22 protein-coding genes are annotated in these 21,887 nt (G+C 62.9%); 19 read left to right on the top strand and 3 right to left on the bottom strand.

Annotated features, from left to right (window positions below):
- Positions 1-35: 35 nt before the first annotated feature.
- The 3 genes from SIDU_RS03720 to SIDU_RS03710 are packed head-to-tail and all read left to right on the top strand — an operon-like array spanning position 36 to position 6,176.
- Positions 36-1,202, top strand: coding sequence for a DUF6361 family protein (locus SIDU_RS03720; protein WP_007688260.1), 1,167 nt, complete (start codon positions 36-38; stop codon positions 1,200-1,202).
- Positions 1,192-3,054 carry a phospholipase D family protein gene (locus SIDU_RS03715; RefSeq protein WP_007688262.1) on the top strand — a complete coding sequence of 621 codons (1,863 nt, stop codon included), beginning with the start codon at positions 1,192-1,194 and terminating at the stop codon, positions 3,052-3,054. The genes SIDU_RS03720 and SIDU_RS03715 overlap by 11 nt, the downstream gene beginning before the upstream one ends.
- On the top strand, positions 3,051-6,176 hold the full coding sequence (locus SIDU_RS03710) for a C-terminal helicase domain-containing protein (RefSeq protein WP_007688264.1): 3,126 nt from the start codon (positions 3,051-3,053) through the stop codon (positions 6,174-6,176). Before SIDU_RS03715 ends, SIDU_RS03710 begins: the two co-directional genes overlap by 4 nt.
- Here SIDU_RS03710 and SIDU_RS03705 read toward each other — a convergent pair.
- From SIDU_RS03705 to SIDU_RS03695, 3 genes are read right to left on the bottom strand one after another with little or no spacing between them, the layout of a single operon-like run.
- Positions 6,158-6,850, bottom strand: a complete 693-nt coding sequence (locus SIDU_RS03705) for a HEPN domain-containing protein (protein WP_039980356.1) — start codon at positions 6,848-6,850, stop codon at positions 6,158-6,160. The genes SIDU_RS03710 and SIDU_RS03705 overlap by 19 nt on opposite strands.
- A gap of 48 nt (positions 6,851-6,898) precedes the next feature.
- Positions 6,899-7,138: an AlpA family transcriptional regulator gene (locus SIDU_RS03700; RefSeq protein WP_007688267.1), complete on the bottom strand. Its 240-nt coding sequence runs from the start codon at positions 7,136-7,138 to the stop codon at positions 6,899-6,901.
- A gap of 45 nt (positions 7,139-7,183) precedes the next feature.
- Positions 7,184-7,645 carry a hypothetical protein gene (locus SIDU_RS03695; RefSeq protein ID WP_039980357.1) on the bottom strand — a complete coding sequence of 154 codons (462 nt, stop codon included), beginning with the start codon at positions 7,643-7,645 and terminating at the stop codon, positions 7,184-7,186.
- 350 nt (positions 7,646-7,995) lie between these two features.
- Between SIDU_RS03695 and SIDU_RS03690 the strand changes: the two genes are divergently transcribed.
- Genes SIDU_RS03690 through SIDU_RS03615 form a run of 16 tightly spaced genes read left to right on the top strand, consistent with a single transcriptional unit; the run spans position 7,996 to position 21,887 of the window.
- Positions 7,996-8,325: a hypothetical protein gene (locus SIDU_RS03690; protein ID WP_007688276.1), complete on the top strand. Its 330-nt coding sequence runs from the start codon at positions 7,996-7,998 to the stop codon at positions 8,323-8,325.
- A gap of 26 nt (positions 8,326-8,351) precedes the next feature.
- On the top strand, positions 8,352-8,639 hold the full coding sequence (gene traL, locus SIDU_RS03685) for a type IV conjugative transfer system protein TraL (protein WP_007688277.1): 288 nt from the start codon (positions 8,352-8,354) through the stop codon (positions 8,637-8,639).
- A gap of 11 nt (positions 8,640-8,650) precedes the next feature.
- The gene (locus tag SIDU_RS03680) at positions 8,651-9,223 is read left to right on the top strand and encodes a type IV conjugative transfer system protein TraE (protein ID WP_007688278.1); all 573 of its coding nucleotides are present in this window, start codon (positions 8,651-8,653) and stop codon (positions 9,221-9,223) included.
- Positions 9,223-9,981: a type-F conjugative transfer system secretin TraK gene (locus tag SIDU_RS03675; protein ID WP_007688279.1), complete on the top strand. Its 759-nt coding sequence runs from the start codon at positions 9,223-9,225 to the stop codon at positions 9,979-9,981. The genes SIDU_RS03680 and SIDU_RS03675 overlap by 1 nt, the downstream gene beginning before the upstream one ends.
- Positions 9,974-11,314: a TraB/TrbI/VirB10 family type IV secretion system protein gene (locus SIDU_RS03670; protein ID WP_039980360.1), complete on the top strand. Its 1,341-nt coding sequence runs from the start codon at positions 9,974-9,976 to the stop codon at positions 11,312-11,314. Before SIDU_RS03675 ends, SIDU_RS03670 begins: the two co-directional genes overlap by 8 nt.
- Entirely contained in the window at positions 11,311-12,213 is a 903-nt protein-coding gene (locus SIDU_RS03665) for a DsbC family protein (RefSeq protein ID WP_007688281.1), read from the top strand. Before SIDU_RS03670 ends, SIDU_RS03665 begins: the two co-directional genes overlap by 4 nt.
- A gap of 4 nt (positions 12,214-12,217) precedes the next feature.
- On the top strand, positions 12,218-13,027 hold the full coding sequence (locus tag SIDU_RS03660) for a hypothetical protein (RefSeq protein WP_007688282.1): 810 nt from the start codon (positions 12,218-12,220) through the stop codon (positions 13,025-13,027).
- Complete coding sequence (gene traC / locus SIDU_RS03655; RefSeq protein ID WP_007688283.1) at positions 13,027-15,570, top strand: type IV secretion system protein TraC; 2,544 nt, start codon at positions 13,027-13,029, stop codon at positions 15,568-15,570. Before SIDU_RS03660 ends, traC begins: the two co-directional genes overlap by 1 nt.
- A gap of 29 nt (positions 15,571-15,599) precedes the next feature.
- Positions 15,600-15,992 carry a hypothetical protein gene (locus SIDU_RS03650; RefSeq protein WP_007688285.1) on the top strand — a complete coding sequence of 131 codons (393 nt, stop codon included), beginning with the start codon at positions 15,600-15,602 and terminating at the stop codon, positions 15,990-15,992.
- On the top strand, positions 15,989-16,396 hold the full coding sequence (locus SIDU_RS03645) for a type-F conjugative transfer system protein TrbI (RefSeq protein WP_007688287.1): 408 nt from the start codon (positions 15,989-15,991) through the stop codon (positions 16,394-16,396). The genes SIDU_RS03650 and SIDU_RS03645 overlap by 4 nt, the downstream gene beginning before the upstream one ends.
- Positions 16,383-16,907: a S26 family signal peptidase gene (locus tag SIDU_RS03640; protein ID WP_007688289.1), complete on the top strand. Its 525-nt coding sequence runs from the start codon at positions 16,383-16,385 to the stop codon at positions 16,905-16,907. The genes SIDU_RS03645 and SIDU_RS03640 overlap by 14 nt, the downstream gene beginning before the upstream one ends.
- Positions 16,904-17,551 carry a type-F conjugative transfer system protein TraW gene (gene traW, locus SIDU_RS03635; RefSeq protein WP_039980363.1) on the top strand — a complete coding sequence of 216 codons (648 nt, stop codon included), beginning with the start codon at positions 16,904-16,906 and terminating at the stop codon, positions 17,549-17,551. Before SIDU_RS03640 ends, traW begins: the two co-directional genes overlap by 4 nt.
- 53 nt (positions 17,552-17,604) lie before the next feature.
- Positions 17,605-18,576 (top strand): conjugal transfer pilus assembly protein TraU, encoded by a 972-nt coding sequence (traU, locus tag SIDU_RS03630; RefSeq protein WP_007688293.1) that lies wholly within the window; start codon positions 17,605-17,607, stop codon positions 18,574-18,576.
- Positions 18,573-19,337, top strand: coding sequence for a type-F conjugative transfer system pilin assembly protein TrbC (trbC, locus tag SIDU_RS03625; protein WP_039980364.1), 765 nt, complete (start codon positions 18,573-18,575; stop codon positions 19,335-19,337). The genes traU and trbC overlap by 4 nt, the downstream gene beginning before the upstream one ends.
- Positions 19,334-21,061 (top strand): conjugal transfer protein TraN, encoded by a 1,728-nt coding sequence (locus tag SIDU_RS03620; RefSeq protein WP_039980366.1) that lies wholly within the window; start codon positions 19,334-19,336, stop codon positions 21,059-21,061. Before trbC ends, SIDU_RS03620 begins: the two co-directional genes overlap by 4 nt.
- Positions 21,042-21,887 carry a conjugal transfer protein TraF gene (locus SIDU_RS03615; protein WP_007688300.1) on the top strand — a complete coding sequence of 282 codons (846 nt, stop codon included), beginning with the start codon at positions 21,042-21,044 and terminating at the stop codon, positions 21,885-21,887. The genes SIDU_RS03620 and SIDU_RS03615 overlap by 20 nt, the downstream gene beginning before the upstream one ends.

Raw genomic sequence — 21,887 nt, 5'->3', positions numbered from 1 at the left:
CCCCGCCCTACCAAGCACCTCCCGAAGAAGCATTCATGTCTTATCTCGCCTGGATTGATTTTGACCCCGAAGAGCGTCGCCGCGCTCAAACCCTGATCGACCTGTTCAAACAGCCTGAGGCGCGCGACGAACTCGGCCTCGGCACGGTTCGTGACGGACTGGCCGATCTGCTCTTTCCCGGTACCAGCACAATCCAGACGCGGTTGCGCTACATGCTTTTCATCCCGTGGATCTATCTGGAGGCACAGGGGCGCAAGGCTACACAGGCAGAACGTATTGTAATCGCTCGTGATCTGGAATTCCAGTTGAGCGAAGCGCTGCTACGGGGAGGAGAGACGATCGGGGTGATCGGTCGAGACGCGGGTCGAAACCTCAAGCGTCTTGCATCAAGCGTCTATTGGGCCGGCCTGAACACTTTGGGGATCCGAACATTGGCGGGAAGCCATTCGACATTCATGTCCTATGGACCGGAGAGCTTGAAGGACCACGATCTCAAACTTTGGTCGTCGAACCTGCCAAAGCCGCCCGCAGATTTCTTGGTCGAAACCTGTTTTGCCTTAACTGAAGGCGAAGCCGCCTTTCTGCGGGACCGCATCGAAAGTCATGCAGGCGCAAGTCTGCTCAATGAGCTGGCTCGCAAGGGCAAAACGTTCACGGAGGATTGGCCTTGGCAGGTCAGCGAAGACACAATCTCAGACGCCAATCGTGCGATCCTCCGACATGCCGAACGATTTTCCGGCGTCATGTACGGAGCCAGCCTTCTCTATAACCTCCTGCTGGCCCTTCGTGCTGCAGACCGGCCAAACGCCAAGAAACATGCCGATGCGGACACATTGGCGGCGGACTATCGCTCACGCATCGAAGTTTGGAAGTCGGAGCTGGATCACCTGGCGTTGGGCGACTGGGATCTCGACGACCTTTTTGGGCTGATTGGCAGGACTAGCCACAACCTCACCAAGTCATCGCGGGATTTCATTCGGGGGTGGGTAACAATCGCCCGAGATGGCACTGGTCCGGTTGAGGCTGATCACCACGCTATAGAACTGCTCAAGCAGCGGGAGCATGGGCTGAAACGCATGAAGGCAAGGCTCCTTCACGATGCGCCGCTTGAACGCTGGTCAGGGGCTTCTGGGGACGCGCGGCTCGATTTCAGATGGGGCATCGCCAGCCGCTATCTCGGGGAGCTTGCCGATGCCGGTTGACCCCGCCTTCGACCCTGAAAATCGCGAACTATACACGTCGCTCATGCGCTCGCCGGACGGCTATAAGTTCGACCACGCCGTAGCTACCACCTATTCGCTCGATTTCGAAACCGCCCTCGCCATCCCGATCGCCATCGTATTTCGCGATGCGGAGAATCGCGACGAGATGCTGCGCAGCCCCCTGGCTTTGTTGCAAAGCGTCGAACGGATGGCGGGCCGGATGGCCATTTACTGCGATCGGGGTCGCATCAAGGAGGCGCGCCCGAATGCAGCGCGCCTGATGGCCCTCTATGAGAAAACCATTACCGAAGTTGCGGCGCCGGGAGGCGGAGCATTTCATCCCAAATTGTGGTGCATTCGCTTCCAACCAGAACGCAAGGGCAAGCCCATCCGCATGCGGCTGGCGATTCTTTCGCGTAACCTGACCAATGATCGGTGCTGGGATTTGGCGCTTTGCCTCGATGGCACGGTCGCCGACGATATTTGCGAAGGCAATGAGCCAGTCGTCGGGCTCTTACGCGCTCTTCCGGGACTGGCGAACGCGGCCAATCGGCCGACGGCGCCAAAGTTTCTCCCGTCACTGTTGCGCGATCTCGCCTGCTGCTGGTGGGACGATCTTCCCGCCGGGGCAACCAAGATCCGCTTCGCCGTCAATGGCTTGGAAGCGGGCGCTTGGACGCCGCAAAAGGGGGAGCGCCTCGCTATCCTGTCCCCCTTTGTAAGCGGGGATGCGCTCAAGCAACTGGCTTCGGGATACGACGATCCCGCATCTTGCCAGCTCGTCGCGCGAGCAGAGGAACTCGACTGCATCAAACCGGCCATCCGCAGTATGTTTGAGATACAAACGCTCGACGAGCGCGCCACCGAATACGAGCAAGAAGATCGCGAGGAGGCATGCTCGGCCGATCTCGAGGGACTTCATGCCAAAGCTTATGTCGTCGAGCGCGGCTCGCGCCTGCATATCCACCTCGGTTCAGCCAATGCGACGACGGCTGCGCTTGTGCCGACGCACGGAGGACGGACGCAAAACGTAGAGATCATGGCCACGCTCGATGGCCCGAAATCCCGGATGGGAACGATTGAGGATGCGGTGTTCTCGGAAGGATTTCGCCGCCTCCTGGCTCCTTATACACCATCCGAGCCGCCCGAGCTGGGCGCTGCGGCGGCAGCCGAAAAGGCGCTGGAGAAACTGCGCATCAAAATCGCGGCGCTCGCGCTCGACCTTCATTGCACCCAATTGACGGATACCATCGCGCTGGACGTCGAGATTGCCGGCAAAGCCCCATCCGTGGAGCTGCCGGAGGGCGTAAGCTGCTTCATGCGCGCAATCACCGTTGCGAACGAACGGGGATATGATGCTGCGGCGTTGCTCTCGAAAGCACAGCCTCGAATGACTCTTGGTTCGGTGCCATTGAGCGAGGTTTCCCGCTGGTTGGGAATCCGCCTTCGCGACGAGCAGACCGGCGTTGAGGTCGCCTTCACCCTTGGTGCGCGGCTTGTCGGGCTCCCTGATGGGCGCGACGCCGCCGTGCTGCGCGCGCACATTGCGAATGTAGAGAATTTCTTTCGATATTTGAGCTTGCTCCTCGGAAGTCTGGGCGAAGGGAGTTTCCTCGAGAGCGAGGCCGCCGGCGAAGGGCAATGGCTGCGTCGGCTCGGTCAGGGCGGAACATCACTTCTGGAACCGATGGTCCGCGCTCTTAGCTTCGATGGCGGCGAGCTCGCCGAGATCGATCAGCTCATCAAGCGCCTCGAGGATCCCGACGGGCGCACGAGCATAGTTCCACCAGAGTTTTGTGCGCTTTGGGCAAGTTTTGCGCCGCTCCTTGCCACCAAGGGAGCGCGGCGGTGACATATCAGGCGAACGACCATCTGGAGCTCCTGAAGCCTTTTCAGCGCGTTACGGTCGACTATGTCTTCCAGCGCCTGTTCACCGATACGACGCCTACCCGTCAGTTCCTTGTTGCCGACGAAGTCGGCCTGGGGAAAACCATGGTCGCGCGCGGCGTTATCGCCAAGACGATCGAACATCTGACCGGCAAGGTTGACCGGATAGACGTAGTCTACATCTGCTCGAACCAGGCGATAGCCGAGCAGAATATCAAGTCCCTCAATGTTATTGGATCAGCAACGAAACCGCTGAACACCCGCCTCACACTCCTGCCGATTGAGATCGAGCAGGAAGGAGGGATCGCATCTAGGCCCATAAATCTCATCAGCCTGACGCCGGGAACGGCGCTCGATCTCAAGTCATCGTTGGGCACGGCAAAAGAGCGCGCTCTCATTTATGAAATGCTGAGGAAACGGCTCGGTATCCGGCATGGTGGCGTGCAGCGCATTTTTCGTGGCGGAGTTACGCCTGAAAACTGGCCCGGCGAGGTAGAACGGATCCGCAATCAGTCCATTTCGAAGGAGATTGCTGGGAAATTCAACGACGCTATCGGGGATGAGTTCATCCAGCGCATCCGCAATGCGGCTGAACTGGCACGGGTCAAGAAGAGCCCGAATTATCCACCCGAGTTGCGCCCGGTCGCCATAATCGGCGAGCTTCGCCGCATCTTGGCACGAATATGCGTCGACGCGCTTACCCCAGACCTCATCATTCTGGACGAGTTCCAGCGGTTTGCCGAATTGCTGCATGAGCACGATGAAAACCTGGCGCCGGAAAAAGCAGCGGCGGCGGAGCTCGCCCGAGCCTTGTTTTCCTACTCCGGCCCAGACGGTTCATCGGCACGCCTACTGTTGCTGTCCGCTACGCCGTACCGGATGCTCACCTTGAGCAGCGACGATCCGGAAGAAGGCGATCACTATAGCGATTTTCTGCGAACCATGCGCTTCCTCTTCGGCGACGAGGACGGCGAGGCGCGAGTCAGGGAACTCGAGAATGAGCTCTCGCAATTCCGACGTGCGTTGCAGGCGATGCCTGCTTCAAGATCAGCCGCGCGTATCCAGCGGGACCGCGTGCATCACATCCTCAGCCAGGTCATAGCCCGGACGGAGCGCGTAGACTCCACTGCGGACCGCAATTCTCTTGTGAGGGAATTGAAGCCCCCGCTGACGATTGCAACGGACGATCTGAGGGAGGCGAAAGCGGTCTCGCAGGTGGCCGAACTCGTCAGTGCGCCTGGCATCGTCGAATATTGGAAGTCGTCGCCGTACCTTCTCAATTTCATGCGTGGGTACAAGCTGCGAGAACGCCTGCAGGCAGTCAAATTGCGGCCGGCCAAGGAGTTGCGCACCGCGATTAGAGCCGCGGCTCCGTACTTCATCGACAAGGCACAGGTCGAAAACTTCGCAGAGATTCCACTTCGCAACGGACGAATGCGCGCGCTCGCTGAAACAGCCTTCCAACACGGCCTTGATCGTGCGCTGTGGATCCCGCCTTCCCGTCCTTCATTCGGAGAGCCTGTTCCGGCGACCAAGACGCTGGTCTTCTCGGACTGGTCGATGGTCCCGGACGCGATTGCGGCACTCCTCTCGCATGAGGCGAGCCGGCGCATGAATATGTCACCGGATCTGGTGGGGCGCACAAGCCGTCCAATCGGCGTCGAGGAAATGGTGCCGATGTTGTGTCCATCTCCGACCCTTGCCGCTTGGGTGGATCCCTTGCAGCTAGAACAGCGCCACGGACGAGCGACCACTTATGCTGAACTGCTTGTCCAGGTTCGTCAGGTTCTTGGGGAACGCCTCGATCCGGCGTGTCTTTCCCGACTTGCCGAGCGATCCGACCGTCTGCTGCCCCTTACCATCGAGGCCGAACTGGACCGAGGTGTGGACTGGGGCCGCGTCGGCGCGATCGAGCACGAGGCGCATGACGAACATGGCGCGATGGCACGGACGATCGAAGCGATTAGGCAAGCATTGGCGTCCGACGACCATCACGGCGACCCCGATCCAAGGGACATAGTCGACAAGCTGGCGGAATTTGCGCTTGGCTCGCCTGCGACCTGCGCGCTTCGCGCTCTCGCTCGCCTTTGCCCGGAGTTACAGATCGACGATCCGGCGCTTATTGGCGCGGCGATCGTAGTCGCGCTTGGGTTTCGCAGCCTGTACAACCAACCGGAGAGCCGCGCTCTACTGGAGGAAGCCTCGCCCCTGAACTATTGGCGCCAGGTCAACGCACACTCGGCGCAGCACGATCTTGCCGCGGTGCTGGATGAATATCTCCATCTCGTGCTGGAAAGTGAACGCGCCGAGCAAGTCGATGCGGTCGAACGAGCACGGCTCATCGCCATCAAGGTAGTCGAAGTTGTCGCACTGCGGCCCGCTCAGATCACGCTGGATCACTGGACGGCAGGCCGAGCGCGTTTGCAGGACCAGACATTCGAAATCCGTGCTCGGTTCGCCATGCGCTTCGCGACCAAAGCCGAAGAGGAAAAGGGCGTTCGCCGAACCACTCTCGTCCAGGCTGCTTTCAAATCGCCATTTCGCCCATTCGTCCTGGCATCCACGTCAATCGGACAGGAGGGCCTCGATTTTCACCCATACTGCTCGCGGATCGTCCACTGGAATCTTCCGCGCAATCCGGTCGACATCGAGCAGCGCGAAGGACGCGTCCATCGCTTTAAAAACCATGCTGTGCGCCGAAATATCGCGGCGGATTTTGGCAATCGCGCTTCAGCGCTTGTGGGCATCGAAGCACCTTGGACCGCGATGTTCAAAGCCGCGGAGGATCTGCAAACTGTCAATGGGTGTGACGGCGATATCGTGCCCTACTGGATATATCCTGGTGAGACGAAAATCGAACGTATGGTGCTCATGCTTCCTTTCAGCCGTGAGCTCGAACGTTACGAGAACCTGAAAAAATCGCTCGCGACGTACCGACTCGCCTTTGGGCAGCCACGACAGGACGAGCTGATCGAACTTTTCTCGGGGATGAGCGAAGACATCGTGAGCGAGCTGGCTGAGTTTCAGATTTCGCTCAGACCCGTAGCACGCTCAAGAGAATTACCAGATCATTCAACGACGGGATAATTTGGCATTGGCCATTCGTACGCAGGATTGTCCATCATCAGGTCAATGAAGATGGGCAGCAGGCATCCGAGCAGCGATGCCCCATCCCTCACTTGGTCGCGATTGACGTCGCTGTTCCATGTCGCGCCACCATGCACCAGCTGGTTTCGCAGAACATATAGCCGATCGAACAGGATCGAAAGAATCCGGGCGGTATCATGTTCGCGCAGGGCATGGTTGATTGCAGTCCGGCTCCGGTCAAGCTTCTGCTCCCAATCCGTATATCCAAACACTCCGTTCTGGTGCTGCCAGAACGGATGATAGACATAGCGATTGTCCAGCAGCAGCCGGATTTCCTGGCTGAACCGCTGCCAGACCGCGTCGTAGACACGGTGACGCCCATCAAACTTCACCAATGTCGAGAAAAACGACTGAAACAGCCCACGCTCGCCTTCCGGTGCAGAGCTGCTGGCTGACGCCTCGACATCACCGGCATAGGCGGCGTTGAAGCCGATCCACAGAAGAATGAAGCGGACGTCATGGTCCTGATCCTCGGCTTCCGCACGCCGAAGCCAAGATAGCGCCCGGTGAACGCGAAGTGCCAAGGGCGTCTGAAAGCCATCGCGCAATGAGCGCTGCTTCTCTTTCAAGGCTTCGGGATGGAGAGAATTGCCAAGGGGGTAACGGTAAACCATTGGCACAGCTTAGCGCGGGGAATCCTAAACGAATAGATCACAGCGTCATCAGTTTTGAATTCGCGATACTGCTCGGATCCACTCGTCAATTTCAGCCTCAACCCAAACTGCGCATTTGGGGCCGAGCGATCGCGACCTTGGGAATCGCCCCTCGCTCATTCGCTGGTAGATTGCGGAGCGGCGTAGTCCGACGCGAGCGATAACTTCCGGCAGGCGCAAAAGCCTTGCAGGCGGCGCTGCTTCGGGCGGTTGAGGAGTGTGCGTTTCATCTGGTGTTGCATGTGACATTGCTGATCTCATTCGCAAGGTTCGGTCCCCTCCGAACTCAAGGATTTACCGGGACAGCGACATCGCGATGTCTCGGCCCACAAAATCATCGATGTGCTTGGCAAGCATTCGCGCCACGAGCTGTGAGGTGCCGTTGGCCCACCGAGGCCGCAGATCCTCAATCCGCCGCCCCAGGGTCCGCTGCAGATGGACTGGGAGGCTCGTGAAGAACTCTTCAAGAAATTCGCCCATCTCGCCATGCATCCACTCGCAAGCGAGCTCTTCTTGCCCGGCAAGAGCAAGGATCATGGTCGCGCGGGGGTGCGCTCCACAGGCGGCGAGCACAAGTGCCGCTTCGTCGAGCCCAATTGGCCGCTCGCCGCGCGCAACGCGAAGCAGGGTCTCGCGGTGCATCCCGCATTCACTGGCAATCCTGTGGCGGGGTTTGCCGGCGGCATCGATCGCATGGGCGAGCACGCGAGCCAGACTTTGATTGGCCGGTCTGGCGACGGCGGTTGGATGGTGCATGGTTGTCTCCTTGCTTCTGCACTGGTGCGACTCGCAGGCATATCGCGAAGCATCCCATGTAGGAAAATGAAAAGAACATACACAGAACATCTCGTTTAGAGGCGAATCGGTTCCTCTATCCGAGTCGTCGCCAAATCACGGCTACTGCGACGGTTATCACCGACATAAAAAGCCTGATTTAGCGTCGTTATCGTTGGCTTTGAGCGTCGGACTGGAAAAGATGCGTCCGCATCCTTCCACCTCCACACGGGATTTTCGCCGAACACTTTCCTACGAACATTTCCTAGATGCATGTGGAACACACAGCGAACGCAAGAACGCTGTGACGACCCCTCCAACCGGAGCTTCACATGCAGTCTCTCACCCTCCCCCGGCGCGCCAGCGTCAAGGGTCTCGGCAAGGCCCTCAACATTGCCATCCCGGTCGCAGTCGCGGCGCTTGCGGCGAGCGCCGCCTATGCCGGCGCTGACACGACCTTCACCCCTGCCCTCACCAAGTTCACCGACTTTCTGGAAGGTTCGGGCGGCAAGATCATCACGGTTCTCAGCCTCGCTGGCGGCCTGATCGGTCTGGCATCCGGGCGCTTTTCGCTCGGCCAGGTCGCCGTTCCGGTGGGCGTCGGCATCGGTGTCGGCACGGGTGTTCCGATCGTCACCTCGGTCGTGACCGCGGTCATCTGAGCGCGGCAAGGGAAGGCGGCGTCGCCATGGCAGACCCTTACATCATTCCCCGGCGTCTCGATGACCCGGAGCTTATCGGCTTCTGGACCATCGACGAGTTCGCGGGAATGCTGGCCCCCTTCACCTGGGGGATCCTGGCCCAGCATATCTTTATCGGCATCATAGTCGCCTTCGGCGCCTGGTTCGCATTGCGAAAGGCAAAAGCAGGACGCGCCAGCTCCTGGGTAGCCCATGCCGCATACTGGTATCTGCCTGCAGGATTTTTGGGCCTCAAGGCAACGCCGCCTTCCCACTGCCGACTACTCGCCGGTTGAGGGGCACTCCCATGTTTTCCGACATATCCCACGAACGTCAGCAATCGCTGCTGCGCCAGCGGAACCTCTTTGCGCTCACCAGCGCCGGCCTTGGCATTGCACTGGTCGTCGCTGGGAGCCTTGCCGCTACCCGCGACCGCGAGGTGGTGCTGGTTCCGACCGTTCCCAAAGCGCTCACCGTGAGCAGTGCCGGGGTCGAGGCCGATTATCTCGAGCTCGTCACCCGCGATGCGGCCCTTGTTCTCCTCAATCGCAGTCCGGAAGGCCTCGATTACTGGATGAACGAGATCCTGAAGCTCGCTGATCCCGCAAACTATGGCCGCCTCAAAGCCGAACTCGTGCGGATCGTCGAAGAGCAACGGGGCTCGGACGTCACGCAGGCTTTCGTGGTCCGTTCGATGACTGTCGATCCCAAGGGCCTCACCTCGGATGTGACGGGCACGCTCAAGACTTTCGTCGGCGCGCAAGTGATTGCGAGTGACGAGCGCCGCTTCCGCTTCAGCTGGACTTACCGCGGCCTGCGCCTGGCGCTCTCCGGGTTTGTCCAGCTCCCCCCACAGGATAAATCGAAGGAGGCCCAGTGATGGCTTACCGATCAGGGGCCCAGGCACGGGTCCTACTTCCGAGCGCGGCGGCGCTGCTCGCCGTAGCAGCCGAGCCTGCCCATGCGGCCGACCAGTTCAAACAGGCCGCCGATGGCGCCGCGATCGAATGCAGTGTTTCGGCACGCGAGCTCACCCGCTTCGCATTGGTCGACGACCAGTTCGCCAGCGTCTCGAAGATCTCGACCGGCACGCCGTACAACGACTTTGCCGTGACCAACGAGCCGGTGCGCGGCGACATCTACGTGTCTGTGCCGGAAACCTACGCGGCGCGGGCCATCAGCTTCTTCGCCACGACCAAAAAAGGCTTCGTCTACAAGGTCGCGTGCCGGGTCGAGCAGATCCCGGCAGCGCAGATCTTCGTGACCAACCCGGCGATCGCGAAGAACCGTGCCGCTGACTGGGAAAGCCAGACCCCGCTCGAAACAAGCGCCGTCAGGCTCATTCAGGCGATGGCCAATGACCGGTCGGTCGATGGCTTCGAGGTACGCCAGGCTACCGCTAGCCCTGCGCGCGTTGGCGATCTCGAGCTCCAGCTCATCGCCGATTATCGCGGCGCCAGCCTCACCGGGAAAGTCGTCCGCATCCACAATCGCGGATCGAAGAGCGTGACGCTCGCCGAACGCGATCTGGCACCGCGCGACACGCTCGCCGTCTCGATCGCCGAACCAAAGCTCGAACCCGGGGCCAGCACCACGGCCTTTGTTGTCGGCGCAAACGGGGAGACCGGCCATGACTGATGCAGCCAATACGCCAGGCACTGCCCCTTTGCAGGCCGAGAGCGCGGCATCGTCCGAACTTTCCGGGCTCAACGCCCGCACCGCGCGCCGTCAGAAGCTGCTGCTGGGATCGCTGGGAGCACTCGCCCTCATCGGCGGAAGCTGGTTCATCCTTGGCGGCGATGACAAGGCCAAGACCGGCGATCCCAATGCGGCGCAGACGATCGACACGGCAGGTCTGGTCAACCGCGATCTGTCCCAGCGCGAGTTCGTCGCGACTTATGGCAACCGTCTGGATGCGGTCACGCGCGAACAGAAGGCGCTCAAAGACGGCAGCATTCCACGAAGCGAGATCGAAGCGCAGCTGGCGGCTCTCAAGGCCGAGAACCAGGCCATGCGGGTCGATGGACAGTCCGCGATCGATGCCATCTCGGCAGAGAACGCTGAGCTCAAGACCCGGCTTGCCGCGCAGCCTGCATCGCCGGCACCGGCTGTACCGCCACCGGCCTATGGGCCGCAGGCAGGCGGCTATGACGCACGGGCCCGTTCACCTCAAACCAGCGCCGTCGCCGCAGCAGGCGACCCGCAGGGCGGAATGATCCCGTCGCCTGGCGAGGTGAAGCTGATGAGCTTCAGCTCGGACAAGGCTGGGGTGAGCGGTCTGAGAGTGGGCCGCCCCGAGGCGCCCCCGGTCGTCGTCGAGGATTCGCCCGATTACCTGCCGCCCAACTCCTACGCGCCGGCACGCGTAATCGTCGGCGTCGATGCCTCGGCAGGCGTCGCCAGCCAGACCGATCCGCTGCCTGTGGTGCTTCGGATTACCGGCCCTGCTCGTTCGGTCATGCAGAACGGAAAGGTTCTGACCACCCGGATCCAAGGCTGCGTTGTCAACGGCGCGGCACGCGGGGATCTCAGCAGTGAGAAGGTCTATGTGAAGCTCGCCCGTATGACCTGCGATCAGCCTGGCGGCAGGGTCGCAGTGAGCGAGGTCAAAGGCTTCATCAGCTTCGCTGGCAAGTCCGGGGTCCGCGGCCGCGTCGTAAGCCGCGAAGGCAGCCTCATCAGCCAGGCCCTGCTGGCCGGGATCGTCGGCGGCTTCGGGCGCGGCTTCTCGGCCAACGCCAACAGCGTCTTCTCCGGCGTCACGACCAACCCCGACGGCAGTCGCTCCAAGCTCTCGGCCGGCGATATTCTCGGTGGCGGGCTTGGCCAGGGCGCCGCCGACGCTGCCGACACGGTCAGCAAATACCTGATCGAGCGCGCCGAACAGTACCAACCCGTCGTCGAGATGCCGACCGGCATCGATGTCGAGATCGTGTTCCTCGACGGCGTCTACGTGAGGAACTCCCAATGATCGACAATACTCTCCTCGAGCAGGACATTGGTCGGCGCCGCTGGTTGCGCCCGGCGGCCGGACTGGCGGCGATCATCGCCGTGTCGGCCGCGACGGGATGGGGTGTGGCAAGCCTTGCTGCCCCTGCTGCCGCTCCGGACACGGCGAAGGTTCGAGAGGCGCTCAAGCTGCGCCTGCCCAAGACGCCGATCGACGCGATCAACTGCAAGGGCCTTGGCGGCCTGTGCGAGGTCGCGTCCAAATCGACGCTCTTCTACGTCGACCGGGCTGCGAAGTATCTAGTGATCGGCCGGGTCTACGACATGGAAGCCCGTCAGGATCTGACGGCTGCCCGGTTGCTTGCCCTCAATCCGGACCTGTTGGCAGCAGGGGCAGCGCGGCGCAGCAATCCCGAGACGCAATCGGAAGGCGGCCCGAGCGCAGCCGCAGCGTCAGCCCGAACCACCCCGCCGCGCCATGTCCCGCTCGGCAATCTTCCCTCCAAAGGCGCGATCACCTGGGGGCCTTCCAATGGCCCGCGCGTCGTCGTCTTCTCGGACTTCCACTGCGGCTATTGCAAGAAGCTCGAGGCCGAATTGAAGGCGATCGGAGCGCGGGTCGAAGAGCGGCCGATCTCGATCTTCGGGGCGGAAAGCCGGCTCGATGCCGAACGGGTTCTGTGCTCGCCGCGGCCTGAGCTGGCGCTGCATATGGCCTATTCGGGTCTGGCGCTCGCCAATCCCAAACCCTGCGACACGAGCGGGCTCGATGCCAACGAGGCCTTCGCGCGAGCCCACGGCTTTGGCGGCACGCCTGTGATCGTGCGCCCCGCCGATGGCGCTGTTCTCGAGGGCTTCCGGCCTGCTGCCGTGCTCCGGGAATTCCTGCGCGCTGCCCCCACCCCTGCTCCCAAAGGATAGACCCATGCGTTTTCCGACACGTCTCCTTGCCTGCGCCTGTCTGGCCGGTCTTGCCAGTGGCTGCGCCACGTTCGGCACCAACGTCGAGGGCGATTTCACCTGCCGCGCGCCGAAGGGCGACTGCGCACCGGCTCACGTCATCGATGCCAAGGCGACGGACAATCTGTCGAACGGCACGCTGCTCCATGCTGACGCGCGGCAGAGGTCAGGCGTCGTGGATGCCGACACCAGCCGCACAGCGGAACGCACCTTGCGCGTCGTCTTCCCCGCTCATGTCGATGAAGCTGGAACGCTGCACGATGAAGCGGTCGCCTGGACCGTCGTCGAAAATCCGCGCTGGGCCACCGAGCTGCGCCGCAAGGCGGGTGAGGACCAGGGCGGATCCCTGATGCGCCAGGTCCGTCGGCAGCTGAAAGCCGCTCAGAGAGCCCCTGCACCGGACGGCGCGGAGGGAGACCCGAACGTACCTGATGAGGCGTCGCCCTTCTCGTCTGCACGCGACGACGCGGGTCAGGCTGGCGGCATCTCGGGCGCCGATGCCCCCAGTCCCTTCAACGAAACTTCAGATGCCTCGCCGCTGGTCCTCCCCTCCACGGCGCGCGAGGCCGTTGCCGGTGCCAAGGCACCGGCGGTCGAGGGGTTCGACACGTCGCCTCCCCCGCGTGATCGAGCCCCTCGGCCTGAGGCGGGGCAGAGCGCTCCGGTGTTCCCGACCGCAGCGGCGATTGAAGCCGCGAAAGCTGCAATCCGCCCGGCAGTCAGAACCGGCGAACAGCCGATCGTCAACACCTCGCAGCCCAAGGAGCCCAAGTGATGGCCGAACAACTCAAGACCGTCGTCGATCGGCTGCTTAGCGGATTGCTGGGTGATGCCGAGCACACCGACAAAGCCCGCCCGCAGCTCATGGTCGACATGCTCTCCGACTGGCTCCCCTACCGGGTCTACGATCCGGCAACCCGCCTGTACTTCAACGCACGCTCGAAGGGCTTTGTCCTTTCGGTTACGCCGCTGATCGGAGCCGACGAGCGCACCGGGGAAATCCTGGGACAGTTCTTCTCGGAAGGCCTGCCAGCAGGGGCCTGCCTTCAGGTACTCCACCTTGCAAGCCCGCGCATCAGCAGGATCATCGCCCCGTGGTTCGCCCCACGGTACATTCAGGGCGGGGTGTACGAGGCGATTGCCCGGCACCGGGCGCGGCGGCTCTATTCGCTCGTATGGGAGTCCGGCTCGCCGGACGCGCCCTTCCATGCGCGGCATCACCAGGTCATCGTCTCGGTCGGGGTGCCGACCTCCAAGTCGGTCAGCAATGAGGATCTCAAGCAGACCCGCGATGGCCTGGTGGCGATGCTCAAGTCGCTCAATCTCGGCGTGGTCGAAGTCGGGCCGGAAGCGCTCATCGCTGTCATCGATGATCTGACTTCGCCCACCACCGCCCCGCAGGACGATGCGGTGCCCTACAACCCGAACGATTCGATCGCCTCCCAGGCGATCCGCCACGACATCGAACTGGTGGTAGCTGAAGACCGCATGCGGCTCGTGACCGAGCGTTTCCGCCCCACTGGCAAGGTCAATGACGGCGTGCCCGAGATCGGGACCGTCTATCCCGATGCCTTCGATGTCCGGCATTTTGCCGTACGCAACATGCCATCGCGCTGGGCCCCGTGGGAATGCGCGCGGCTGATCGGCGACCTGTTCACCGACAAGCTGCGCTTCCCCTGTCCGGCCGCCACCATGCTTTGTCTCGTCTATCCGGACCAGGAGGCTGCATCGGCGAAGGCCGGATTCAAGTTCATGCGGACAACCAGCCTCGCCGGGACCCGCAGCGCCCGGTTCCTGCCGCGGATCGGAGAACAGGCCGCCGAGTGGCAACATGTGCAGGCCGAGCTTCAGGAAGGCCGCCGTCTCGTGCGGGTCTTCTACGGTGTGACGGCCTATTCGCCGCTGGGCCAGGGTGACCGCCATGAACGCGCGATCAAGTCGATCTACAAGGCGGCGGGTTGGGACCTCACCGACGAGCGCTACCTCCAGATCCAGGGATTCCTCGCCGCTATGCCACTCACCCTGGCTGACGGGCTCGGCGCCGATATGGAACGGCTGAAGCGGTTCAAGACCGTGCTGTCGACGACCGCAGCCAATATCGCGCCCATGCAGGGCGAGTACCTCGGCAGCGCCCACCCCCACCTGCTGTTCGTCGGGCGGCGCGGCCAGCCCTTCTTCTGGTCCCCGTTCGAGAACGAGGCCGGCAACCACAATGTCGCGATTTGCGGCAAGTCGGGATCGGGCAAGTCGGTGCTGCTCCAGGAGATGTGCGCCGCTCTTCGCGGCGCCGGCGCGCAGGTTGTCGTGATCGACGATGGCCGCAGCTTCGAGCACTCGGTCAAGCTGCAGGGCGGCCGCTTTGTCGAATTCACGATGAAAGCGGGCTTCTGCCTCAACCCGTTCTCGATGATCGATGGGACCCGCGCCGCCGAGGACGAGGACTACCGCCTCGACTGCTTCGGGATGATCAAGGCCATCGTCGGGCAAATGGCTCGCCACAGCGCGAAGCTGACCGATACCGAGCGCGGATTGATCGACCGGGCGGTCAACCTCGTCTGGGCGGAACACGGCGCGGCTGCCACAGTCACGACCGTCGGCGAGATGCTGGCCAGTCTCGGCCATGACACTGCCGCTGACATCGCAACCGCGCTTGCCCCCTACATGGCGGGCGGAACTTACGGCGCCTTCTTCGAAGGCCAGGCAAGCCTCGACCTCGATGCAGACTTCACGGTCTTCGAGATGTCCGACCTCGCGAGCCGGGAGGATCTGCGCAGCGTCGTGCTCTCAGCCATTATGTTCATGACCAGCCAGGCCATGACGCGAAGCCCAAGGTCGCTGCGCAAGCTTCTACTTATCGATGAAGCCTGGTCGATGCTCAAGGGCGGTTCGATGGGCGAATTCGTCGAAACCTACGCCCGCACCTGTCGCAAATATGGCGGCGCGCTTGCGACAGCTACGCAGTCGCTCAACGACTATTACAAGTCCGACGGGGCGACGGCGGCGCTCGAGAACAGCGACTGGATGCTGATCCTTCAGCAAAAGCCGGAGACGATCGCCGATTTCAAGGCAAGCAAGCGCCTCGACATGGACGATCGCACGGAGACGCTGATCCGCAGTCTCAAGCGCTCCGGGAGCGACTATTCCGAGGTGTTCATCAAGGGGCCGGAGACCGAGGCGATCGGGCGGCTCGTGCTTGATGACTATTCGGCAACGCTCTTCTCGAGTTCGCCCCAGACCTTCGCCGCCATCGATGCCGAGATCGCGCGCGGACACCAGCTCGCCGATGCCATCGAGCGCATCGCTCATCCCAACCGCTGACACCCCATCACCAAAGGATCCCTATCTCCATGCCTCTCCACCTCGTCACCCCCTTCGACCGGACCGACCCGTCCGAAGACGAACAGCCCGTCAGCCAGCCAGTCCAGACCTTGCGCTCGCGCATGGCCGATGGCTGCTACATTCTGCTTCGCGGCTGCCTGTTTCTCGGCTCATCCTACCTGATGGCGCTGGGCCTGCCGCTGCTGTTCTTCCTGCTGTTGTCGGGCGGCAATCCCGATGCCTTCTTCGCCCATGTCGCCAATCTCGGTGACCGCTTCCTGGCGGCCGACCTAGCACGGCGCGTGGCCTTCCTCGGTCAGTGCAAGTTCGTTCTGATCGGTCTCGCGACGCTCGTCGTCGTGTGGCGCATGCCGCGCTTCATCCGCGATCTCGACCGCGAACTCTCGGGAGAAAAGCTGTGAAGAACATTCGGGCAACATCGAGCCTGCGCGGGCGGCTTGCATCGATCAATCTCACCGCTGTCGTGGTCGGCGCCGGCATGGTCGGTCAGGTGCTGTGGGGGGTCTGGGCGACGGACAAGCTGCTCACGCTGGAAAAGCGCGAAGTCGTCACGGTTCAGCTGAGCCGGATCATGGGCGACTTCATCGAAGCCGAAGCACGGGCCGGTCGGCCGCCTGAAGAAACCAGACTGCGCGTCCAGGCCTACCTCAAGGCCGTGGAAGCCTCGGTGCAGAAGCTCGGACGCGAAGGCCGGACAGTTCTGGTCGCGGAGGCAGTGGTCGCCGGAAGCACGCCGGACCTGACCGGGTCTGTGCGTGCCGACGTCGTGCGCCGCATGGGAGCCATTCCCGATGCAGCCCGCTGATCTCTTGATCCGCTCAGCTTCGGCGCGCCGGCTCGTGCTTTGGGGCGGGCTCGGTGCCGCGGCGCTGGCGCTCTCCTCGCTTGCCGCCTTTGCGCAGGGCCATGCATTCATGATCAACGTGAGTCCCAGCCTGCCATACTGGGCCATCTGGGTCACCCGGGGGGCAACCGTGCACCGCGGGGACATCATCCTGTTCGACCCGCCTGCCTCGCCTTTGTTATCCAAGCATTTCGGGGCGAAACCCAAGCCGTTCGGCAAGCGGGTGAGCGGTGTTCCGGGCGACATCATCACCGAGCAAAACCGCATCTACTTCGTCAACGGGCAGGCCGTGGCCAAGGCCAAGCTTGAGAGCCGCTTCGGCGAACCGCTGGCGATTGGACCTACGGGGCGCGTGCCGCAAGGCTGCTATTTCGTCACCAGCGAACACAAGGATGGCTTCGACAGCCGCTATGCCGCGATCGGTTGGATCTGTGGGCCGCGCATACTCGGGGTCGGGAGGCCAATCCTGTGAGGCTCCTCACTTTGCCCGTTTGCGCCACTGCGCTGGCGCTGGCCATCGCACCACAGGCAATGGCTCGCGATTACGGCCAGCACGGCGCGGTATGGCCGGTCATCGAACCGGACCTGCTTCAGCAGATCCATGCCAGGCTCACCCAGCTTGAGAAAACCGGCGAAACGGCCCGTCTCAACGAAGAGCTGAAGCGGCGGACAATCGCCCGGGTCAACCGGCCAGAGCCTGTCGCTGGCGTTACCCTCGCCTCCGCGCTGCGCAGCTGGCGCTTCGATCCGACGATCACTGTCGAGCGCGACATTGTCGACGACAAGGGCCGGGTCATCATTGCCGCAGGCCGCCAAGTCAATCCGCTCGATACCGTGCCGCTCCGGGCTCCCCTCGTCTTTCTCGATGGGGATGACCCGGCACAGCTCGCCTGGGCCACCCGCCGCTATGCCGGCACAAAGGCCAAGCTCATCCTCGTGCGGGGTGCGCCGCTCGAACTCATGAAGGCCCGCCAGCGGCGCTTCTACTTCGATCAGGGCGGCAGCCTCGTGAAGCACTTCGGCATTCGCGCGGTGCCGGCAACCGTCGAGCAGCAGGACCGCGCGCTCCTCATCACCGAGCAGCCCGTGCCTCTTAAGGATCGTGCGCCGTCATGAGTAAGAAACATCGCCTTCTATCATGGCTTTGTGGAGCACTTCTGCTCACCAGCATGAGCGTCGTGTCCAGTGCCCCTGCCCAGGCTGCGGCCGGCCCTGGGCGCTGCACTGGCAAGTTCGTCAATCCGATCACGGACATCTGCTGGTCGTGCCTGTTTCCGATCTCGATCGGTGGCCTGAAGATCTGGCCGTCGAGCCGTCCCGATACGAGCAACCCGGCTCTCCCCGTTTGCCTCTGCGGTTTGCGGCCGGGCATCGCGATGGGGTTCTGGGAGCCGGTGCGGCTCGCCGATGTCAGCATGAAGCCGTGGTGCTTCGTCAATCTGGGCGGGATGAAGCTCGATCCTGGGTTCGACATCGGCTTCAAGTCGATGGCGGGGCCATCGGCGGTCGGCGGCGCCACGCAGTACAACTCGCAGTGGCATGTCCACTGGTATGCCTATCCGCTGATCTACTGGATGGAGATCGTCGCCGATTTCCTGTGCCTCGAGTCCGGCTCGATCGACATCCTCTACATCACCGAGATCGATCCGCTCTGGCAGGACAGCGAGCTCACCGCGATCATCAACCCGGAAAGCGTGCTGTTCGCCAATCCGCTGGCGCTTGCGGCCTGTGCAGCGGACTGCGTGGCGGCAACGGCCAAGTTGCCGACCGATGAACTGTTCTGGTGCGCGGGCTGCCAGGGCACGATGTATCCGCTCAACGGCAATGTCTCGGCAACGATTGGCCATGTGCAGGCGTCGCGGCTCGCGCTCGCTCGCTTCTCCTACAAGCTCCACCGCGAGCTCGTCGCTTGGGGGACGATGGGCAGCAAAGGGCTTTGCGGCAAGTACCTGATGCCGGTGATGCGCAAGCAGCAGTACCGCTTCCAGGCCACCAATCCCAATCCGCAGACCAAGGGCCGCTACGCCTGCGCGCCCATTGGTGCCTCCACCACCTTCATGTCGGCAGGCCAGGTCTATCCCGCCATTGGCGAGGACATGGGCTACCTGGTCTGGCGCAAGCGGAATTGCTGTGCGCTATGAATAAACTCCCTCATCTGCTTGTAGTCGCATCGCTTTCCAGCCTTGCTGCTTTGGCTGGCGCCTCGGCGCAGACGGCCCAACCTGACCTCGATCTGGCCGCTATCCGGGCGCGGACAAGTGCGGGCGCCGGCGATGCCGACGCGCTGTCCGCCAATGCCCGCGCCAGAGCCGAAGCCCTCGCGCGGGAGGCGAGGACCAGCTCCGACGAGGCCGAGGCGCACGCTCGCCGCTACACGCGTGAGGCCGCCGCAAACGCGAAGCCTGGTGAGGCCAGCACATTCGATTTTGACCGGATGGTGGCTGATGCTGGCGCCATGACCAGCGAAGGCATGGGCGAGGCGCCGAGGTTCATCGCCTTTGCTTCGCTATCGATGCCGCCTGCAGCGCTGCGTGCGATGATCGACGACGTGACCAAGGCTGGCGGTGTTGTTGCCTTGCGCGGGCTGCCCGGCAACAGCGCCAAGGCTCTCACGGCGGCATTGGCCAAAGTTGCCAAGCCCGGCGAGCAGCTGGACGGCGTCGGCATCGACCCGCGGCTGTTCCGCGCCTTCGGGATCGAGGCGGTGCCCACCTACGTCGTCACCAGCAGCGACTTCGATCTGTGCGACGGATTCGACTGCCAGACGCAGGTTCCGCCGCACGACCGGATGAGCGGCAATGTCAGCGCAGCTTACGCGCTGGAGACCTTCGCGCGCGGCGGCGGCCCCGGCGCTTTGCTCGCCGCCCAGCACCTCGCCCGTCTTGAAAGGCAGGTTCCATGAAACGACCAGTCCTCTCTCTTGCTGGCGTGGGCGCGCTTCTGCTCGCCCTCGCCGGCCCGCTCCACGCCCAAACCACAACCGATGCTGCCAAGGCCGACGGCAAGGCTTTCGGGCGGGACAAGGCAGCCTCGGCGCAAAGCGCGGCAACGACGAACCCGGATGCAAGCCGCATCCCCAATTTCGGCGGCACGCCGAGCCAGTCGGGTTACTTCGACGATCCTGACCGGATGAGCCGCGAAGCGGCAAGCCAGGCGACGACCAACACCGGCTACAAGGCCATACGGGATTCGATGGACCGGCGCGCGCGGTTTGCGCCGCAGGATCTCGATGCAACGATCGCGCGCAGCAATGTGATCAGCGATGACCCGCTCGCCTATACGAGCGGAATGGCCATCGGCGGCTCGCAGGGACGCTGCGTGCCCTTGCCGCCGGCCAGCGGAACCGCGGCGCGCTACATGGCGACCTGCAATGTTGGCTTTACCGCAACACAGGAAACACGGACCTGCCCCGTGACGTTGACCGCGCGTGTCGAGCAGCGGCAGGTCTACGGCTACTACTGCGTTGGTGGTAGCGGGGTCGACCCGGCTTCGATCTACAACTGCAACCGCTACCCCGCGCCGCAATGCACAGTCACGCAGTCCTATCCGATCAATCTGTGCGATCCCTATTTCGGGATCTACTGGGGCTGTAACTCGGGCAATCTAAGGGTCGATCTCGTTAGTTGCACGGCGCCGGTCGATGGCGCGACGCCCTACACGGTGACAGGCGAGAACGTCGTCACGACCACGCGCGATGAAAGCCAGTGTGCTGGTCTCGCGGCTGATACCTCGTGCCAGCAAGACACCGAGACGTGCACGGACAGCGATCCGGTGACCCGCATCGTCGATGGCATCGCCGTGACGCAGCCTTGCTGGGCGTGGAGCCGCAATTACAGCTGCGCGCAGTTCACTGAGGCCCAGGACTGCCAGACACTTGAAGCCACCCTGGGCTGCAAGCTGGTGCGCGAAGACTGCCTCGCGGGGGAGCCTTGCCGCACCTGGGAGCGGGTCTATGATTGCCCGGTTCCAGACCAGCCTGCGAACACCAACCAGTTCATCTGCGACGGCGATGTCTACTGCATCGATGGCTCGTGCGAGACCATCCAGCGCGAGGCCAACGACGAGTTCAAGGACGCGGCCGTCGCCTTGAACGCGATGAACCAGGCGCGCCGCGAATTCGATCCGGACAACCTCACTCTGTTCAAGGGGACCCGAGAAAGCTGCTCATCCAAGGTCTTCGGCGTGCTCAACTGCTGCAAGGGCAAGGGTTTCCCACTTATCCCGGGCATCCAGCTGCTCGTGGCGCTGGGCTGCAGCCGCGAGGAGATGCTGCTGCATCAGAAGGATGCGCAGGGTTTGTGCGCCTACGTCGGCACTTATTGCTCGTCCTCCTTCCTTGGCGTGTGCCTGACCAAGCGCAAGGTCTACTGCTGCTTTGAATCCAAGCTCTCGCGGATCCTGCAGGAGCAAGGCCGCCAGCAGCTAAACAAGCCCTGGGGTAAGCCGAAGACCGAGCAATGCCAGGGCTTCACCATCGACGAGTTCGCCCGGCTCGACCTCTCGAAAATGGATTTCAGCGAGGTCTACGCCGAGTTCACCGACGCCGCCCGCCTGCCTGACGAGCTGCAGGCCACCCAGGACATCCAACAGAAGATCGAGGACTACTATGCCCGCGCCCGCCAGTAAGGTCGCGTGGCGGCTGCTTGCCGCCTGTGCGATTGCCAACGCCGTTTCCCTGTCATCCCCTGCGCTTGCCCAGAGTGCCGCAACCCGAGCCGATGCGCCGCCCCATGCGCAGTCTGCCGAACGCCAGGACAGCTTCTACTGCGAGGAGCGGCGGCTCGGATACTGGTTCTATTGCGACCGGCCCAAGCCGCCGGAGCAGGACGAGCCCGCGTCTGCGGCCAGCGCGACCAGCCAACTTGACGCGATCACGGCGACGTTGCGCGAACTGAAGGCCAAGGCGATCCTCGAGCCGACGCCGGCGAATGTGGCGGCCTATATCCGCTTCCAGCGCGCCCAGCTCGACCGCGCGTCGCTCTTCAGCGACGTCTGGCAGCGGGCGATCTGGCAGGATCCCGAGCTCGACTACACGCTGCAGCGCCCGGTCTCGACGCTTGGCAAACGTCAGTGGCAGGATTCGCGAAGCGCGGAACGGAACGCTGCGATGGCCCAGCTTTCCGAGCGCTACGGGCTGTTCTACTTCTTCGCGCAGAGCTGCGGCGCCTGCGAAGTCATGTCGCCGATCGTGCAGAGCGTTGCCTCGACCTGGCATATCGCTGTGCGCGCGATTTCGACCGACGGCGGCCCGTCGCGGCATTTCCCGAACTACACGGTCGAGACCAACCAGCGCAGCCGCATGGGGCTCGAGCCCAAGATCACGCCAGCGGTCGTGCTCTGGGACGCGCAGACCGGCCGCCCCATCCCGATCGGCTACGGCGTCATGAGCGCCGACGAACTGCAGGACCGGATTTACCTCCTCACATCGAAGGAAGCTGGACGTGACTACTAG

The sequence above is a fragment of the Sphingobium indicum B90A genome, assembly GCF_000264945.2.
Lineage (GTDB): Bacteria > Pseudomonadota > Alphaproteobacteria > Sphingomonadales > Sphingomonadaceae > Sphingobium > Sphingobium indicum.
The sequence above is the reverse complement of the archived record's forward strand: the minus strand, read 5'-3'. Positions and strand labels throughout refer to the sequence as shown.